Source organism: Blautia sp. XA-2221 (assembly GCF_028767025.1).
Lineage (GTDB): Bacteria > Bacillota > Clostridia > Lachnospirales > Lachnospiraceae > Blautia_A.
In genome coordinates this window covers 15,281-30,828 of record NZ_JAJQXX010000016.1, presented here as the reverse complement: position 1 = coordinate 30,828, position 15,548 = coordinate 15,281, and the positions used below count along the sequence as shown (strand labels likewise).

The 15,548-nt window shown below is 40.5% G+C and carries 18 protein-coding genes; 17 read left to right on the top strand and 1 reads right to left on the bottom strand.

Annotated features, from left to right (window positions below):
• Nucleotides 1–166: 166 nt before the first annotated feature.
• The 17 genes from srtB to LU279_RS11955 all read left to right on the top strand — a co-directional run bounded on the left by srtB (nt 167) and on the right by LU279_RS11955 (nt 14,980).
• Nucleotides 167–985, top strand: coding sequence for a class B sortase (gene srtB / locus LU279_RS12035; RefSeq protein WP_274422748.1), 819 nt, complete (start codon nt 167–169; stop codon nt 983–985).
• Between the two features lie 26 nt (nt 986–1,011).
• Nucleotides 1,012–1,746 (top strand): NAD-dependent protein deacylase, encoded by a 735-nt coding sequence (locus LU279_RS12030; protein WP_274422747.1) that lies wholly within the window; start codon nt 1,012–1,014, stop codon nt 1,744–1,746.
• 3 nt (nt 1,747–1,749) lie between these two features.
• Nucleotides 1,750–1,947 (top strand): DUF951 domain-containing protein, encoded by a 198-nt coding sequence (locus LU279_RS12025; RefSeq protein WP_274422746.1) that lies wholly within the window; start codon nt 1,750–1,752, stop codon nt 1,945–1,947.
• A gap of 32 nt (nt 1,948–1,979) precedes the next feature.
• The gene (locus tag LU279_RS12020; protein WP_274422745.1) at nt 1,980–2,786 is read left to right on the top strand and encodes an HdeD family acid-resistance protein; all 807 of its coding nucleotides are present in this window, start codon (nt 1,980–1,982) and stop codon (nt 2,784–2,786) included.
• A 162-nt stretch (nt 2,787–2,948) separates the two neighbouring features.
• Nucleotides 2,949–4,223: an ABC transporter substrate-binding protein gene (locus LU279_RS12015; protein WP_274422744.1), complete on the top strand. Its 1,275-nt coding sequence runs from the start codon at nt 2,949–2,951 to the stop codon at nt 4,221–4,223.
• A gap of 122 nt (nt 4,224–4,345) precedes the next feature.
• Nucleotides 4,346–5,200, top strand: coding sequence for a carbohydrate ABC transporter permease (locus LU279_RS12010; RefSeq protein ID WP_274422743.1), 855 nt, complete (start codon nt 4,346–4,348; stop codon nt 5,198–5,200).
• On the top strand, nt 5,200–6,036 hold the full coding sequence (locus tag LU279_RS12005; RefSeq protein WP_274422742.1) for a carbohydrate ABC transporter permease: 837 nt from the start codon (nt 5,200–5,202) through the stop codon (nt 6,034–6,036). Before LU279_RS12010 ends, LU279_RS12005 begins: the two co-directional genes overlap by 1 nt.
• 166 nt (nt 6,037–6,202) lie before the next feature.
• Nucleotides 6,203–7,741, top strand: a complete 1,539-nt coding sequence (locus LU279_RS12000; RefSeq protein ID WP_274422741.1) for a response regulator transcription factor — start codon at nt 6,203–6,205, stop codon at nt 7,739–7,741.
• Complete coding sequence (locus LU279_RS11995) at nt 7,638–9,416, top strand: sensor histidine kinase (protein ID WP_274422740.1); 1,779 nt, start codon at nt 7,638–7,640, stop codon at nt 9,414–9,416. Before LU279_RS12000 ends, LU279_RS11995 begins: the two co-directional genes overlap by 104 nt.
• The gene (locus tag LU279_RS11990) at nt 9,406–11,070 is read left to right on the top strand and encodes an extracellular solute-binding protein (RefSeq protein ID WP_274422739.1); all 1,665 of its coding nucleotides are present in this window, start codon (nt 9,406–9,408) and stop codon (nt 11,068–11,070) included. Before LU279_RS11995 ends, LU279_RS11990 begins: the two co-directional genes overlap by 11 nt.
• A gap of 159 nt (nt 11,071–11,229) precedes the next feature.
• Nucleotides 11,230–11,514 (top strand): autorepressor SdpR family transcription factor, encoded by a 285-nt coding sequence (locus LU279_RS11985; RefSeq protein ID WP_274422738.1) that lies wholly within the window; start codon nt 11,230–11,232, stop codon nt 11,512–11,514.
• Nucleotides 11,511–12,209 (top strand): SdpI family protein, encoded by a 699-nt coding sequence (locus LU279_RS11980; protein ID WP_274422737.1) that lies wholly within the window; start codon nt 11,511–11,513, stop codon nt 12,207–12,209. Before LU279_RS11985 ends, LU279_RS11980 begins: the two co-directional genes overlap by 4 nt.
• 178 nt (nt 12,210–12,387) lie before the next feature.
• Nucleotides 12,388–13,005 (top strand): ECF transporter S component, encoded by a 618-nt coding sequence (locus LU279_RS11975; RefSeq protein WP_274422736.1) that lies wholly within the window; start codon nt 12,388–12,390, stop codon nt 13,003–13,005.
• A gap of 673 nt (nt 13,006–13,678) precedes the next feature.
• On the top strand, nt 13,679–13,960 hold the full coding sequence (locus LU279_RS11970) for a 50S ribosomal protein L7/L12 (protein ID WP_131040676.1): 282 nt from the start codon (nt 13,679–13,681) through the stop codon (nt 13,958–13,960).
• Nucleotides 13,961–14,009: 49 nt separating this feature from the next.
• Complete coding sequence (locus LU279_RS11965; protein ID WP_016439060.1) at nt 14,010–14,153, top strand: hypothetical protein; 144 nt, start codon at nt 14,010–14,012, stop codon at nt 14,151–14,153.
• Between the two features lie 67 nt (nt 14,154–14,220).
• Nucleotides 14,221–14,544: a hypothetical protein gene (locus tag LU279_RS11960; RefSeq protein WP_004613237.1), complete on the top strand. Its 324-nt coding sequence runs from the start codon at nt 14,221–14,223 to the stop codon at nt 14,542–14,544.
• A 76-nt stretch (nt 14,545–14,620) separates the two neighbouring features.
• Entirely contained in the window at nt 14,621–14,980 is a 360-nt protein-coding gene (locus tag LU279_RS11955; protein WP_330684671.1) for a nuclear transport factor 2 family protein, read from the top strand.
• Between the two features lie 52 nt (nt 14,981–15,032).
• On the opposite strand, the gene LU279_RS11950 is transcribed toward LU279_RS11955, so the two are convergent.
• On the bottom strand, nt 15,033–15,524 hold the full coding sequence (locus tag LU279_RS11950) for a DUF2284 domain-containing protein (protein WP_274422733.1): 492 nt from the start codon (nt 15,522–15,524) through the stop codon (nt 15,033–15,035).
• Nucleotides 15,525–15,548 lie beyond the last annotated feature (24 nt).

The window sequence follows — 15,548 nt, the reverse complement described above, 5'->3', positions numbered from 1 at the left end:
GAAAGGCACTCTTTTTGTTTTATCAGAAAAGTAGCATAAAAACTGTTGTCTTTGTTCTACAGAACAAAGGTCAGATGTGCTATAATAGTCAGGAGAAAGCTGGTTGCAGAAAAATTTAATTCTCAGAAACTTTTTACTGAACATAAAAAATACAGGAGTGTGATTTATGGGAAAACAAAGAACAAACCAACCGAGGCGAAAGAAAAAGAAGAAAGGAGATCTGCTGCTGACCCTGGCTCTGATCGCTGCAATTGCGGTATTCTGCTTTGCGGCCTATAATCTGTTTCATATATATACAGAGTACAAAAAAGGAACAGACGAGTACAATCATATTGAGCAGATGGCAGTAACAGACCGTGCTCCGGAAGACGAAAAACCGGAGGATGCGGCTTCGGGACCGAAACCGCCGATAACGGTGGACTTTGATACGCTGAAAAGTGTAAATCCGGATGTGGTAGGCTGGATTTATATAGAAGCTCTGGATAATATTAATTATCCTGTGGTACAGGGTGATGATAATGAAACTTATCTTCATACCACGTACGAAAATAATTACAATTTTGCAGGAACAATTTTTGTAGACTATGAAAACAGCGGTGATTTCAGTGACTGTAACACATTAATATATGGTCACAATATGAAAAATGGTTCTATGTTCGGAAATCTGAAAAAATTTACGGAGGATCAGACAACCTACGAAAAAAGTAAATACTTCTGGATCCTCACCCCGGAAAAAAATTACCGCTATGAAATTATTTCTGCATATACCACAGGAGTAAACAGTGATACCTACACATTATTCAAAGGACCGGGAGAAGAATACCAGAATTATCTGAATACGATCCGGGGATATTCAGAGATTAAAACAGAAGCTTCTGAGCTTACGGTTAAGGACAAAATTGTTACACTTTCCACCTGTACAGGAAATGAAGCAACCAGATTTGTTGTACAGGGAAAACAGGTAAATGCGGAACCGGTAAACTGAGCGGACAGAAAGGGGAGGCGAAGGTTATGCAAAGCAGCATTGACAGACTTCAGGAAATTATAGACAGATATGACAATCTTGTATTTTTTGGAGGGGCAGGCGTTTCCACAGAAAGCGGAATACCGGATTTCCGATCTGTAGACGGTCTTTATAATCAGAAATATGATTATCCGCCGGAAACGATTTTAAGTCATACATTTTTTATGAGGAATCCGGAAGAGTTTTATAAGTTTTACAGAGATAAAATGCTGTGTGATACAGCCAGACCCAATGCGGCGCATTTGAAGCTGGCGGAGCTTGAAAAAGCCGGCAAACTGAAAGCTGTGATCACACAGAACATAGATAATCTTCATCAGATGGCAGGAAGCAAAAGGGTTATGGAGCTTCATGGAAGCGTGTATCGAAACTATTGTATGAAATGTGGGAAATTTTATGATTTTTCCTATATTAAAAACAGTTCCGGTGTGCCTCTTTGTGAATGTGGGGGGATCATCAAGCCAGATGTAGTGCTTTATGAAGAAGGGCTTGATCAGCAGACCCTGACAGATTCTGTGCGTGCAATTTCCGAGGCGCAGGTTCTGATTATAGGAGGTACGTCTCTTGCCGTTTATCCGGCAGCCAGTCTGATTGATTATTTCAGGGGAGAATGTCTGGTTGTGATCAATAAGGCATCCACGCCAAGAGATCGCAGCGCAGATCTTCTGATCAAAGAGCCTATTGGACAGGCTTTTTCACAGATAAAAAGTAAAAGAGGAGAATAGCAGATGGGTTATATCTATGAAGTAGGAGATGTGGTGACACTGAAGAAAGGCCATCCCTGCGGAAGCAAAGACTGGGAAATCCTCCGTGTGGGTGCGGATTTCAGGCTGAAGTGTATCGGATGCGGACACCAGATCATGGTTCCGCGCAAAATGGTGGAAAAAAACACAAAAAATCTTAAAAAGGCAGAGTCGGATATTTAAAAAGGTTCAGGAGATGAAAGGAGGATGATTTTATGTGGAATAAAATTAACAGGATTTTAAAAGGACAGCTTGTAACATCGCTTCTGTACACGATCCTTGGTCTGTGCTTTGTACTGATGCCTGTGGATGCAGTAAACGCTATCTGCAAGTTTGTGTTTGGAATCCTTCTGATACTGGCAGGAATTTACCATATTCTGATCTATGTGGTGGAAAAAATGAACGCCACACTTCTGGATCTGCTTTCCGGAGGAATGCTTCTGGTGATCGGGATTTTTCTTTTTTATAATCCACAGATTGTGGTCAAGCTTCTTCCGGTTCTTCTTGGAACCTTTGTACTTGTGGATTCTGTGTGGGTACTTAAGGGAAGTCTCCGCCTGAAAAAAGCAGACAGAGGGGAATGGAAAATCCTTCTGATCGGAAGTCTTGTTTTTATAGGGCTTGGTATTGCAATGATCGTGAATCCTTTTGCCATGATCAAATATACAGTGATCTTTGCGGGATGTGTGATGCTGGCAAACGGCATTGTCGACTTTGCGTTTCTGGTTCTGATCCGACGGGGAATGAAAAAGGCTGAAGAGACTGTGGAAAAAGCTGTGGAGCAGATGAAGGAAACCGAGGCAAAAGCAGAAGAACCGGAAACAGACGGGGAGACGAAAACGGAATCAGAGTATACGGCATGGAGTGACCGCGGAACTGTTCTGAAACAGAAAGCTGAAAAAGAGGATGAGCAGGAAGATTCAGAAGCAGTAACCTTACAGCCGGCAAATTCCGAACCGGTCGTTTCAGATGCTGAAGAATATTACAGAAAACAGGCAGAAAAAGAAACAGAAAAGGAATAACCGGGTATAGAAATATTGATATTTTTAAATAACATGAAAAACAAACATATTTCTTGAATTTTTATCATGGAAGAATTGTATTCTCAATTTTATAATAAAAGCAGGTTAAATCAAGCGGGTAACATGTTTATCTGTATTTTATGAAAAAGGAGAGGATATCACATGAAAATGAAAAAACTTACAGCAATGGGTATGGCTGCACTGATGGCAGCAACAATGATTCCGGCTGTGCCTGTTATGGCAGAAGGCGAAGGAAAAGTATATTACCTGAACTTTAAACCGGAGGCTGATGAAGCATGGCAGAATCTGGCAAAAGCATACACAGAGGAAACAGGAACAGAAGTAACAGTTGTTACAGCTGCATCCGGCCAGTACGAAACAACACTTCAGTCTGAGATGGCAAAAAGTGATGCTCCGACCCTTTTCCAGGTAAACGGTCCTGTTGGTCTGAAAAACTGGAAAGATTACTGCTATGATCTGAAGGATTCTGAAATTTTCTCCCAGCTTACTTCTGACGCCTATGCGCTGAAAGATGGAGAAAGTGTACCGGGAATCGCCTATGTAATTGAATCTTATGGTCTGATCGTAAACAAAACTCTTCTTGAAAAAGCAGGATATACACTTGACGATATTAAGAGCTATGATCAGTTAAAGGCAGTTGCAGATGATATCCAGAGTAAAAAAGATGAGCTGGGAATCAAAGGAGCCTTTACTTCTGCAGGTATGGATGCTTCCTCTGACTGGAGATTCAAGACACATCTTGCAAACCTTCCGATTTATTATGAGTATAAAGACGAGGGTGTAGATGATGCAGCTGAACTGAAAGGTACTTACCTTGAAAATTACAAGAATCTGTTTGATCTTTACATTACAGATTCCACCTGTGATCCTGCAGAGCTTTCCGCTAAAACAGCAGACGACTCCAGAAACGAGTTTGTAAACAGCGAAGCAGTATTCTATCAGAACGGATCCTGGGAGTATGCAGAGCTTGCAAAAACTTTCAGCGATGACGAACTTGCAATGATCCCGATCTACTTTGGCGTAGATGATGAAAATCAGGGTCTTGCTACAGGTACAGAGAATTACTGGTGCGTAAATAAAAATGCTTCTGAAGAAGACATTCAGGCAACTCTTGATTTTATGAACTGGTGCGTAACTTCTGAGGAAGGTACAAAATCCATGGCAGAGGATATGGGATTCACAATTCCTTTCAAAACAGCAGTTGCTCCTACTAATGTATTTGTAAAACAGGATCTTGAAAATACAGAAGCAGGACTTACTCCTGTATCATGGAACTTTACAACCATGCCGTCTGAGGAATGGAAAAACGGTGTGGGAACCGCACTGACTGCTTATGCTGCAGAAACAGGTTCCTGGGATGATGTTGTAAGCGCATTTGTTGACAACTGGGCAATGGAAAAAGCTCTGACCGAATAAATGTATTGAACAAAATGTAACTGGAAAGGGGGCGCGGCAAACCCGCTCCTGGCGGAACCTCCACCGGGAACGAGAACATGCGGCGGCCCCCTTTCTGTGTATAAAGGAAAGAGGAGAACAAGATGGTAGGAAAAACAATCAAAAAATGGTGGCCGGTTTTTGTACTGCCTACACTGGCCGCTTTTATAATCGGATTTCTCTGGCCGTTTATATGGGGAATTTATCTTTCATTCTGTAAGTTTACAACGGTGCAGGATGTAACCTTTGTAGGACTTGCCAATTATTCCAAACTGCTTTTGGATAAAACCTTCAGCCATTCGTTCTGGCTGACTGTAATCTTTGCCTTTGTTTCCAGTATTTTGATCAACGTACTTGCATTTTCCATTGCTCTGGCGCTGACAAAAGGATTCAGAGGAACCAACGTTTTCCGTACTGTGTTTTTTATGCCGAACCTGATTGGCGGTATTGTGCTTGGATACATATGGCAGACACTTCTGAACGGACTTCTCTCTATGTGGGGACAGCCTCTGCTTGCACTTTCTGCCAAGAATGGATTTATCGGAATGTTGCTTCTTTTGATGTGGCAGCAGATCGGATATATGATGATCATTTATGTGGCCGGGCTTAACAACGTGTCGCCGGATCTGGTTGAGGCGGCTCAGATCGACGGAGCAACTTCCAGACAGATTCTTTTTAAGATTAAAATACCTATGATCATGCCTTCTGTAACGATCTGTACTTTCCTGACACTGACAAACGGTTTCAAGATGTTTGACCAGAACCTGTCCTTGACAGGAGGCGCACCGGGCAAGCAGTCACAGCTTCTTGCACTGAACATTTACGATACTTTTTACGCCCGCAGCGGACCTATGTGGAAGGGTATCGGACAGGCAAAAGCAGTTGTATTTTTTATCCTGGTAGTAGCCATTGCGCTGATCCAGCTTAAGGCAACATCATCGAAGGAGGTGCAGCAGTAATGGAAAACAAGAAAAAAAATCCTGTGGCAACAATTATCCTGGCAATCATCTCCATTCTGTGGATGTACCCGATCGTTCTGATTCTTATTAACTCCTTAAAAAAAGAATCAGCGATCACGACTTCCGGTGTGTTCAGTATTCCAAACAAGGAAACCTGGAATGGCCTGTCAAACTTTGTTGCCAGTGTGACACAGATGGATTTCCTGAAATCCTTCTGGTACAGCCTTATTATTTCTGTAATGTCAGTAGTTTTGATCCTTCTGTGCTGTTCCATGTGCGCATGGTATATTGTTCGTGTAAACGGAAAACTTTCCAAACTTTTTTATTACCTGTGTGTGTTCAGTATGGTAGTTCCTTTCCAGATGGTAATGTTCACTCTGGCAAAGACAGCAGATACACTGAAACTGAACAGTCCGTACAGTATCTGCATTATTTATCTGGGATTTGGAGCAGGACTGGCAGTGTTTATGTTTACAGGCTTTGTAAAAGGAATTCCGCTGGAGATCGAGGAGGCGGCTCTGATTGACGGATGCAGTCCTCTGCAGGTATATTTCCAGATTCTGATACCAATTTTGAAACCGACCATTATTTCCACTGCGATTCTTGAACTGATGTGGGTATGGAATGACTATCTTCTGCCTACTCTTGTTCTTGATATCAAGCAGTACCGCACTATTCCAATGGCAGTTCAGTATTTCAGAGGAAGCTTTGGACATGTGCAGATGGGACCTATGATGGCAAGTATCATGATTGATATCATTCCGATCATTATTGTATATCTTGTATGCCAGAAATATATTATCGAAGGCGTAGTAGCCGGAGCGGTAAAAGGCTGATTGCTTTTGAAAAGATTTTGTGGGGGTGCTGTAGGAAACTTCAGCATCCCCTGTTATATGCAGGGATATTTTATAATCGGTATTCCTTGTAGGAGCCGTTTGAGAATGATACAATAAAATGGATATCCAATGTTTTTGAATGGCTGAAAGGAAGGAACAATATAATATGATACAAGTTCTGATCGTAGATGATGAAAAGCTGGAACGGGAGGGGATCAAGTATCTTCTTGGCATGGAGGAAGGAGAGTGGAATATCAGGGAAGCCTCCAATGGTAGAGATGCGCTGCAGATCCTTAAAAGCGAAGAAACAGATCTGCTTCTGACAGATATCAAGATGCCCCATATGGACGGGCTGGAGCTTACTTCAAAGGCAAAAGAAATGAATCCGGGGCTTCAGGTTGTGATCTTCAGCGGATACAGTGATTTTACTTTTGCCCAGGAGGCGATCAGGTATGGCGTTACAGAGTATATGCTGAAGCCGGTAGAACCGGAAAGCTTTCATAAGACCATAAATACAATCAGGAAAAATATTCTGAAGAAAAAAGAAAAGGAAACCAGAGAACAGAAAGAACAGGACTTCCTTCAGGAATATTTTCTGGAAAGTTATCTTTACACAGGAAAAAAAGATATTCTTGAAAAATCAGAAGGTATGATCGACCTGGAAAAGTGGAACTCCTGGCGCTGTGCGATCCTGATAGAATCGGATATGTCATTTTTTGATACGGCTGAGGAAAATTTTTCTGCAGAGCTTCAGAAGCAGCTGAGAAGAGTGTTTTTTTATCTGAATCTGAACAACAGACAGTCTTTGCTTTTGTTTCAGGATAACTACTGTGATTACAGTCTTGTGGCAAATCACATTTATACGTTTTTGAAAAGAAACTACAGGGAAAGCTTTTATCTGGCAATCAGCAGAAAGTTTGAAGGATATGAATGTCTTGCGGAGATCATGAGTCAGCTTGAACAGCAGATGGAGGAAAAGTTTTATCATCCGGAAAAGCATATTTATTCCAATGAGGAAGAGCATCTCAGTATGGAAGTAAAAGAAGTGCAGGACTCCAGACTTTTGCAGATGATATCAGAAGACGTCAGCAGGAAAGATATCAGTCAGCTTAGAAAGCACTACCAGTGCCTGAAAGAAAAATACAGTGATAACACGCAGTATTCTGCCATGTATATTAAATTCGTGTTTTCCAATGTGATCCAGGAGCTTTTTCAGGAAGACCAGTTTTCCGGAGAACAGCGTATTGAACATGAAATAGATCGTTTATATAGCTGCAGAAATATCATGGAGATTCTGAAAGTTACAGAAGAAAATATTTACGAATATGAAAAATTTCTGGAAAGATCCATGAGCGAATCCAGAAATGAGGTAGCAGCAGTAAAAAATTATATTTATCAGCATTATGCGGAAGATCTCAGTCTGGAAACTCTTGCAGAAAAAGTATATCTTTCATCCGGATATCTGAGTTTTATCTTTAAAAAGGAAACAGGTATGAATCTGAACCGCTATATCCGTGTTTTTCGTATGGAAAAAGCAAAAGAGCTGTTAAAAAACACAAATATGAAGGTTGCGCAGATCAGCGAAAAAGTAGGATTTGCCAATGTATCGTATTTTTGCCGGAGCTTCCGGGAATATTACGGATGCAGTCCGGAATCCTACAGGAAAGGATCAGGAGAGGATGAAGAAGCTGCATCAGATCATTAAAAATATGAAGTACCGTCACAAGCTGACGCTTCTTCTGGTAGGCGCAAGTCTTGTTCCCATGACGGTTCTTGCTCTGTACAGCCATATGCGTATGAGTTCCTTTGTCCGTCAGAGGGAAATGGAGGATATGAATTCTATTCTGGAACAGACCAGGGAAAGCATTGACAGTCAGATTGCAGTTTACACCAGTCTTATTAATTATCTTACATATTCCCCGGATATTGATGAGATCATCAAAGAAAAGAATATGGATAATTATACAGCATATGAACAGTACACAAAGGTGGCAGATCCCCTTCTTTCAGTGCCAAAATCCTATCATGAAGCGATCAAACAGATTCAGCTGTTTGCCGACAGCATCCGGGTGGAGCATGAATACACTCTTGTTCCGCTGAAAAAAGTCCGGGAAGAGTGGTGGAGCAAAAGCATGAAAGAGGATGTGAGGATCCAGTGGGTAGTGGACAAAAACCGCAAAGAAATTGCAGCAGTGCGGAACATATATGACCGAAAAGAATTAGAAGCTGTGCTTTGTATTACTCTGGATTATGATAAAATTTTTCAGGCTTTTGACAATATTACAGAGGATGAAACCGGTGGAATGATCGTGGATGATCAGGGAAATATTCTGTACCAGGATTCTGCTCTGCCGGGGATATCATCTGACAGTTCACATTCCGGGGAAGTGCTGGATTCAGTGAAAAAAGTATGCGCCTGGACCGAAAGTGCCAGTGGGGAAAACAACTGGAAATATTATCTTTTCCGGTCGAAAGCTTCTATTTCCGGAGCAGTGTCCAGACTTTTTCTGGAAGAGATCCCTCTGATCTGTATTTGTGGTGTGATTATTTTTGTGCTGGGAACATTTTTTTCCAGATTGTTTACCAGAAAAATTGAAGAGCTTACAGCCAATATGGATCAGGTGAACCATGGAAGCCGGGAGGTTGTGGTATCCAGTGACAGTGAGGATGAGGTGGGAATGCTGATCAGGAGTTTCCGGAGAATGATGGATGAGATCAATCGTCTTATTGATGAAGTATATGTCAATAAAATTGCTCTGAAGGAATTTGAGCTGAAAGCTCTCCAGGCGCAGATTAATCCACATTTTCTTTATAATACCCTGTCTGCTATTAACTGGATGGCAATCAGGAGTAATCAGAAGGAGATCAGTAAGGTAACTCTGGCTCTCTCTACTTTTTACAGAACTGCACTCAGCCGGGGCGAGGATATGGTGACAATGGAAAACTGTATCAAAAATACAGAAGCATATCTGGAAATTCAGCTGGTTATGCATAATCACGAGTTTTCTGTGCAGTGGGACACAGATTCTTCCATAAAAAATGAAAAGATCCCCAAACTTCTGCTGCAGCCTGTAGTGGAAAATGCGCTGGAGCACGGGCTGGATGAAAAAGAGGACGGAGAAAAAATCCTTTGTATTGCCTGCCTGGACAAAGGTAAGGAAATCCTTCTTTCTGTAACGGACAACGGGCCTGGAATGGAACAGGAAAAAGCAAAGACTCTGGTAACGTATCAGGCAAAAGGCTATGGACTTAAAAACGTTCACGACAGACTGAAGCTTTTATATGGAGAAAAATCTTCTATCTGTATTTTCAGCCAGCCGGGAATGGGGACAACGGTAGAGATAAGAGTGCCAAAAGAGGAGTACAGAGATGAAGATTAAAAAAATATGGGCAGTGTTTTTTCTCGCAGTCTGTGTATTTTGCGGCTGTGGAAAAAAGGAGGAATTTCCCGGACAGAATGGTCAGCAGGTTTCTGAGGAGTACAGGAGAGCAATGGAAAAGGCAGAAACAACGCCCTATGGGGCATATCCGGAGCTTGTTACCTATACGCTTGCTCAGATCAATGGGGCAAATAACTCCAATCTTCCGGAAGGCGATACCTATGAGGACAATGCCTATACCAGATATCTTCGGAAAATGCTGAATATCCAGAATGATACCGTGTATATGGATACGGAAGAGCGTTACAGTGAACTTGTAAATATTCTTGTAAAGGATCAGAATCTTCCTGATGTAATGGTGGTCACAGACCGTGAAATCCTGACGGAGATGGTGGAAAACAATCTTGTGGAGGACCTTACGGAAGTATTTGAGAAGTGTGCGTCTCCAAGAATCAAAGAGATGTATGAAAGCTATGGAGATGCTCTTCTGGATTCCGGGAAATTTAACGGAAGGCTGATGGCTGTTCCGGAAACAGTAATCGATCACGGACCAAATTTTCTGTGGCTGAGAAAGGACTGGATGGAGGAACTGGGGCTGGAGGAGCCGGAAACTCTTGAAGATGCCTTTGAGATCATAGATGTCTTTGTGAAAAACAGAATGGGCACTGAAGAAGGGGAAACCCCTGTGGGCCTGGCGTGTGACACAAATCTTGTTGGAACCACAAGTTCCAGTTATTCGGTAGATCCTGTGTTTGACAGTTTTGGGGCAAATCCCCAGAGATGGATCAAGAAGGACGGAGAGATTGTTTACGGATCTCTGACGAAGGAAACAAAAGAAGCACTGGATTATCTGCATAAGTTGTATGACCGAGGGATTCTGGACCGGAATTTTGCTCTGCGCGCGCCAAATAATCTGAGAGACCTGGTTGTAAATGGAAAATGTGGAGCTTTTTTCGGACTGTGGTGGACACCTAACAATCCGTTGATGGAAAGCTACGAGAAAAACAGTGAGGCGGACTGGGAACCCTATTATCTTCAGGAACTGTCAGACCAAAATGTTTATGAATCTTTCCGGGATAATAAATATGTGGTGGTTCGCAAGGGATATGAGCATCCGGAAATTGTAATGAAGATCATCAGTGTTCTTTTTGATTATACCAGATATGAGGCAGATGATGCTCAGGAGGTAAACGAATATTTTGCTCTGAATGTAGATCCGACAGCCAGACCGCTTGTGATCAATGTGGATTATAATGAGGCGACCTATCAGGTAACAGAAAATATTCAGGCGGCTCTGGAAGGAAAATACCTGGAGGAAAAACTTACTGCCATTGAGCAGTCTTATTATCAGGCCTGCAGTTCCTGTCTCAGTGGAAAAGATTACACTGCGGAAGACTGGGCTGCATATAAATCAAGGATTTCAGCAGTAGGGCTTCTTGTAGATGAAAATTACACTCCGGCGGTCAGAAGCTACCTGGATGACGCAGGTGGAGAAATCCCACAGTCGCTGCGCCAGTTTGAAACAAGCACGTTCATTCAGATCATTATGGGAGAAAAGCCTGTCAGCTATTTTGATACGTTTGTAGATCAGTGGTATCAGCAGGGAGGACAGGCGCTGACACAGCAGATACGTCTGTCTAATCCATCCACATGATAAAAAGCAATGTGTGGTTGTTTAAACGACTGCATGAACAGTTCAGAGGGTCAACATCTATTTAGAAATAATTCTAAATAGATGTTGACTTTTTCTATGTGCAGAGGTATATTCTATTTAGAAATATTTCTAAATACTATAACAGAAAGGAGGGATCAAATGTCTTTTGCAGCAACATTTAAGGCACTGTCAGATCCTGTAAGGCGAGAAATTCTGCAGCTTCTGAAAAACGGAAAAATGTCTGCAGGAGAAATTGGCAGCCATTTTGAGATGACCGGAGCTACCATATCGTATCATCTGAGCGTACTAAAAAAGGCTGATCTGGTATGGGAAACAAAAGTAAAAAATTATGTATATTATGAGCTGAATACCTCAGTTGTGGAAGAAATTCTGCTGTGGCTGTCAGAGCTTACCGGTGAAAAAGACGAGGAGAGTAAGAAGTGACACTGCTTTCAGCAGCAGAAGCGTTTGACCGGAAAATATGTGAAACAGGAGGAATGATTATTATGATAAAAAAATATAAATGGACACTTTTGGTTGCCAGTCTTATGATTCTTTGTCCGATCATTGTCGGGATTGTTTTCTGGGATCAGCTTCCGGATATGATCCCCACACATTTTGGCAGTGACAATCAGGCAAATGGATGGAGCAGCAAGCCTGTAGCTGTATTTGGAATGCCACTGTTTTTGCTTGTTATGGAATTTTTCTGTGCATTTATGGTCGGCGCAGATCCAAAACGCAAAAATATCAATCATAAACTGATGCGTGCGATTCTATGGATAATTCCGATTCTCTCTGTAGTGACAAATCTGATCTGTTATGCGACTGCACTGGGAATCAGTGTGGATACGGGCATGATCATCAATATAATTTTGGGAATCATGTTTGTTATTCTGGGAAACTATATGCATAAGATCAAACAGAACTATTCTGTAGGAATCAAACTTCCGTGGACATTGAACAGTGAAGAAAACTGGAATCGTACACACAGAGTAGCTTCATGGCTGTTTATTATGGGTGGGGTCGTTTTTGTAATTAACGGATTTCTGCAGTCAGAGTGGGTGCTTTTTGCATTCCTTGCCTGTGTGTTCCTGATCCCTACCGGTTATTCCTTTTATCTTTATAAAAAAGGAATATAAAAATGACAGGCAATCTGATTAGCCGGAAAAGCCTGGAATGTATCCGCATTTTTTACAATGTATCATAAAAATCCATAACAGAAACTGTCCCCTTTAAAAAGATAAAAATTGTGTATTTTAAAAAGTACAGATATCGATTAAGATATCAGTAATCAATGAAAAAGAGGGGGCAGTGATTATGAACAATCAGAACAACACTATTACAAAGCTTGCAGAAACCGCTCTTCTGGCAGCACTCTGTTATGTAGCTTTTACATTTCTTCAGATAAAAATACCAGTGCCCGGAGGCGATGCTACTTCAATCCACATCGGGAATGCATTTTGTGTTTTGGGAGCGCTTCTTCTGGGCGGATGGTATGGAGGACTTGCCGGAGCTATTGGTATGACAGTTGCAGATCTTATGGATCCTGTATATATTACAGGCGCTCCGAAGACTTTTGTACTAAAGCTTTGTATTGGACTTATTACAGGACTTGTGGCTCATAAAATTGCAAAAATAAATGAAAGTACAGATAAAAAATATGTATTGAAATGGAGTATTCTGGCATCCGTAGCCGGACTCGGTTTTAATGTAGTGGCGGATCCGATAGTGGGATATTTTTATAAACAGTATATTCTCGGACAGCCTCAGCAAATGGCAGAGGTGCTGGCAAAGATGAGCGCTATGGCCACATTTGTCAATGCAGTTATATCTGTGATCCTTGTTGCAGTGATATACAATGCAGTCCGTCCGGTTCTGATCAGAAGCCATCTTCTGGTAATCGAGCAGCAGAAACAGGTTGACGGAAACAGATAATTGGATTTTTGTAAAAAAATACAGGCAGCAATGCTGAAAAAATAAGATTCGCCTTTACAGACGGCAGATTGTATTTTCTGTAGCTCTGTGAGGGCGAATTTTATTCTTTATAGTGCTTTATAAAAAGTTGTCTTATTATCTGTGAATGGAAGTATATCGAATTTATATGGAAGCCGCATTGATTAGCTGAATCAGCAATTATCTTTCTAAGAAGGTTGTAGAAGCGGAAGGACTTATGGGATTTAAACAGTTGATTCAGCATCAGAAAATGGAACGTATGATGAAAGTATATAAGGAAATGCGAGGGTTAGACTGATATAGAGAACATCCGATAAAGATTATCTAAAGGCGAAACGGAACAGGGGCCTTTAAATTCCTCTTGCAAAGTGTGCATTTTTGTTTTTAATAAAAATGGCAAGGGGATGTGGTTTTTTTGTTGTGCCGGATATATGGAATGGTTATAATATGAGTATGAAAAAAGTGATAATTTGAAATTTTCGGGGTGATACAAAAACATATGACAATGGAATTGGTGCTGGAATTGTATTTAAACACCCATGTTTTTACTATGATAATGAAATTTTTAAAGAATGGGATTGTGGATATATTTTAGGAATTATTTTGATTATGAAAGACATAAAAAAATAAATTTGAAGTTGTGGAGGCAAATTTTATGGAATATGGAATTATATCTTTAATGATAATTGGTGGGATTTTGTTTTACATAAAAATCAATGAATTGCAAAAACAAGTAAAAGCACAGCAAGTACAGCTTGATAAATTATGTAAAGAAACTGGAAATCAACAATTAGCTACATATTTTATTTCCGATGAAGAAAAAGAATATATAGCACATCTGAAAAATAGTGGAAAAGAAGTGGAGGCAGTAAAAAAAGTAAGAGAAATTACTTCTATGGATTTGGTACAGGCAAAACAGTATGTTGATACACTATAAATTCATATTTGTTAAATTGGAAAACTAGAAGTTGCAAAGGAGACAAACTATGGGTGAAAATTATTTGGATATGGCTACTGTTATAGTGATATTTTTTGCGCTCGGCATCTTATTATCAAGACTGGGAGGTGTTGGAGGAATTGTTGTAAGAATTAAAAGAATGGTTTGCAAGCTAATGGGACATAGAGACTGAGAGAAGTGATATAAACCGGAAGTTATCAGAAAATGAGGAATAGTTGAAATGGAGGCGCTATAATAACATGAAGATTGAAGGGAACCAGAAAGAACTGGATGCAATGGTAGAATTTCATAAGGGAAACCGTGTCGAGGGGCTGAGACTGCAAGAAGAATTTGCAGCGGAATTTCGTAAGGAGTATAAAGACAAAGATCACTGTCCTTGCCTGAAAGCCTGTCGTTATCACGGAAACTGTAAGGAATGTGTAGCAATCCACAGAGCGCATCAGGAACATGTTCCTAATTGTATGCGACCATTGATTAATAAAAAATTGAAATTGATGTCAGAATTAACAGAGCATACCTTGGCAAATGAAATAGAAGCTCCACATGAGATTTTAAGAAAATAGGCAAGTCAAATTCCAGTTTGATAATTTTATATCTATATACACAAAGTGGTTAGTCGTAGGATTGAGGGGTTCTATTTTGAATGAGAGAGAAAAGATTATTCGTTTATGGTTTGATATGTGGTTGAAACAGCAAGATTTAGGAATGGATAAAATTTTTACAGAAAATGTTGTTTATACGGAAAGTTGGGGTCCTAAATATGAAAATCTTAAAACAGTAAAACATTGGTTTAATGAATGGAATAATCGCGGTAAAGTTATTGCTTGGGATATTAAGCAGTTCGTTCATAAAGGAAATCAAACGGTCGTAGAATGGTATTTTAAAAATGAAATGAATATGGGAAGTGTTGAAGAATTTGACGGTATTTCCTTAATTAAATGGACAGAAGATAATAAGATAAAATTTTTAAAAGAGTTTGGTTGCAATTATATGTTTTAAAAGAGATATAATTGTTATCACAACTCTGTGCTGGATTTACAGAGTCAAGAAGTCAAAACTGTGATTTTTTCGGATTAAACAGGATCAGGGAAAACAGACGTATTTTTCCATCCTGTGCCCAGCACAACATATTGGCAGCCTCAGCCATTTTTTGAGCATCAATGCCGTAAGCGGACATACAGGAAAACTGCTTGTAAGGCCCGGCGCTGATGATCAGAGGAATTCCATCTGTAACAACAGATATTTTCTTATGAAGTTTTTCAGTAAGAATATTAAGGTCGTGCTTTGCTTTTTTTACGTTGAGCTGTTCTTCCGGAGATTCCAGAACCTCCTGGAGAATCAGAGCTTTTTTATAATTCAGAGCTTTCTGATGCATTTCTTCCGGTGTTCCGCATACCGGAGGACAAGAGGGAACAAGATTAAAGTTTCCGCACAGGTTTTCTTCACAGAATTGCCGGTATTCCAGCACGAAAACCAGATCTTTCACATCAATAACAGCAGCATTGGCAAATCCCAGTTCCTGAGCTTCTTTTATAAAATCCATATGAATATAACCGCTCCAATCGTA

Excerpts from the sequence above, each read along its gene's own strand:
- srtB (WP_274422748.1), top strand. The coding sequence starts at position 167 with ATGGGAAAACAAAGAACAAACCAACCGAGGCGAAAGAAAAAGAAGAAA.
- LU279_RS12030 (WP_274422747.1), top strand. The coding sequence starts at position 1,012 with ATGCAAAGCAGCATTGACAGACTTCAGGAAATTATAGACAGATATGAC.
- LU279_RS12025 (WP_274422746.1), top strand. The coding sequence starts at position 1,750 with ATGGGTTATATCTATGAAGTAGGAGATGTGGTGACACTGAAGAAAGGC.
- LU279_RS12020 (WP_274422745.1), top strand. The coding sequence starts at position 1,980 with ATGTGGAATAAAATTAACAGGATTTTAAAAGGACAGCTTGTAACATCG.
- LU279_RS12015 (WP_274422744.1), top strand. The coding sequence starts at position 2,949 with ATGAAAATGAAAAAACTTACAGCAATGGGTATGGCTGCACTGATGGCA.
- LU279_RS12010 (WP_274422743.1), top strand. The coding sequence starts at position 4,346 with ATGGTAGGAAAAACAATCAAAAAATGGTGGCCGGTTTTTGTACTGCCT.
- LU279_RS12005 (WP_274422742.1), top strand. The coding sequence starts at position 5,200 with ATGGAAAACAAGAAAAAAAATCCTGTGGCAACAATTATCCTGGCAATC.
- LU279_RS12000 (WP_274422741.1), top strand. The coding sequence starts at position 6,203 with ATGATACAAGTTCTGATCGTAGATGATGAAAAGCTGGAACGGGAGGGG.
- LU279_RS11995 (WP_274422740.1), top strand. The coding sequence starts at position 7,638 with ATGTATCGTATTTTTGCCGGAGCTTCCGGGAATATTACGGATGCAGTC.
- LU279_RS11990 (WP_274422739.1), top strand. The coding sequence starts at position 9,406 with ATGAAGATTAAAAAAATATGGGCAGTGTTTTTTCTCGCAGTCTGTGTA.
- LU279_RS11985 (WP_274422738.1), top strand. The coding sequence starts at position 11,230 with ATGTCTTTTGCAGCAACATTTAAGGCACTGTCAGATCCTGTAAGGCGA.
- LU279_RS11975 (WP_274422736.1), top strand. The coding sequence starts at position 12,388 with ATGAACAATCAGAACAACACTATTACAAAGCTTGCAGAAACCGCTCTT.
- LU279_RS11970 (WP_131040676.1), top strand. The coding sequence starts at position 13,679 with ATGGAATATGGAATTATATCTTTAATGATAATTGGTGGGATTTTGTTT.
- LU279_RS11965 (WP_016439060.1), top strand. The coding sequence starts at position 14,010 with ATGGGTGAAAATTATTTGGATATGGCTACTGTTATAGTGATATTTTTT.
- LU279_RS11960 (WP_004613237.1), top strand. The coding sequence starts at position 14,221 with ATGAAGATTGAAGGGAACCAGAAAGAACTGGATGCAATGGTAGAATTT.
- LU279_RS11950 (WP_274422733.1), bottom strand. The coding sequence starts at position 15,524 with ATGGATTTTATAAAAGAAGCTCAGGAACTGGGATTTGCCAATGCTGCT.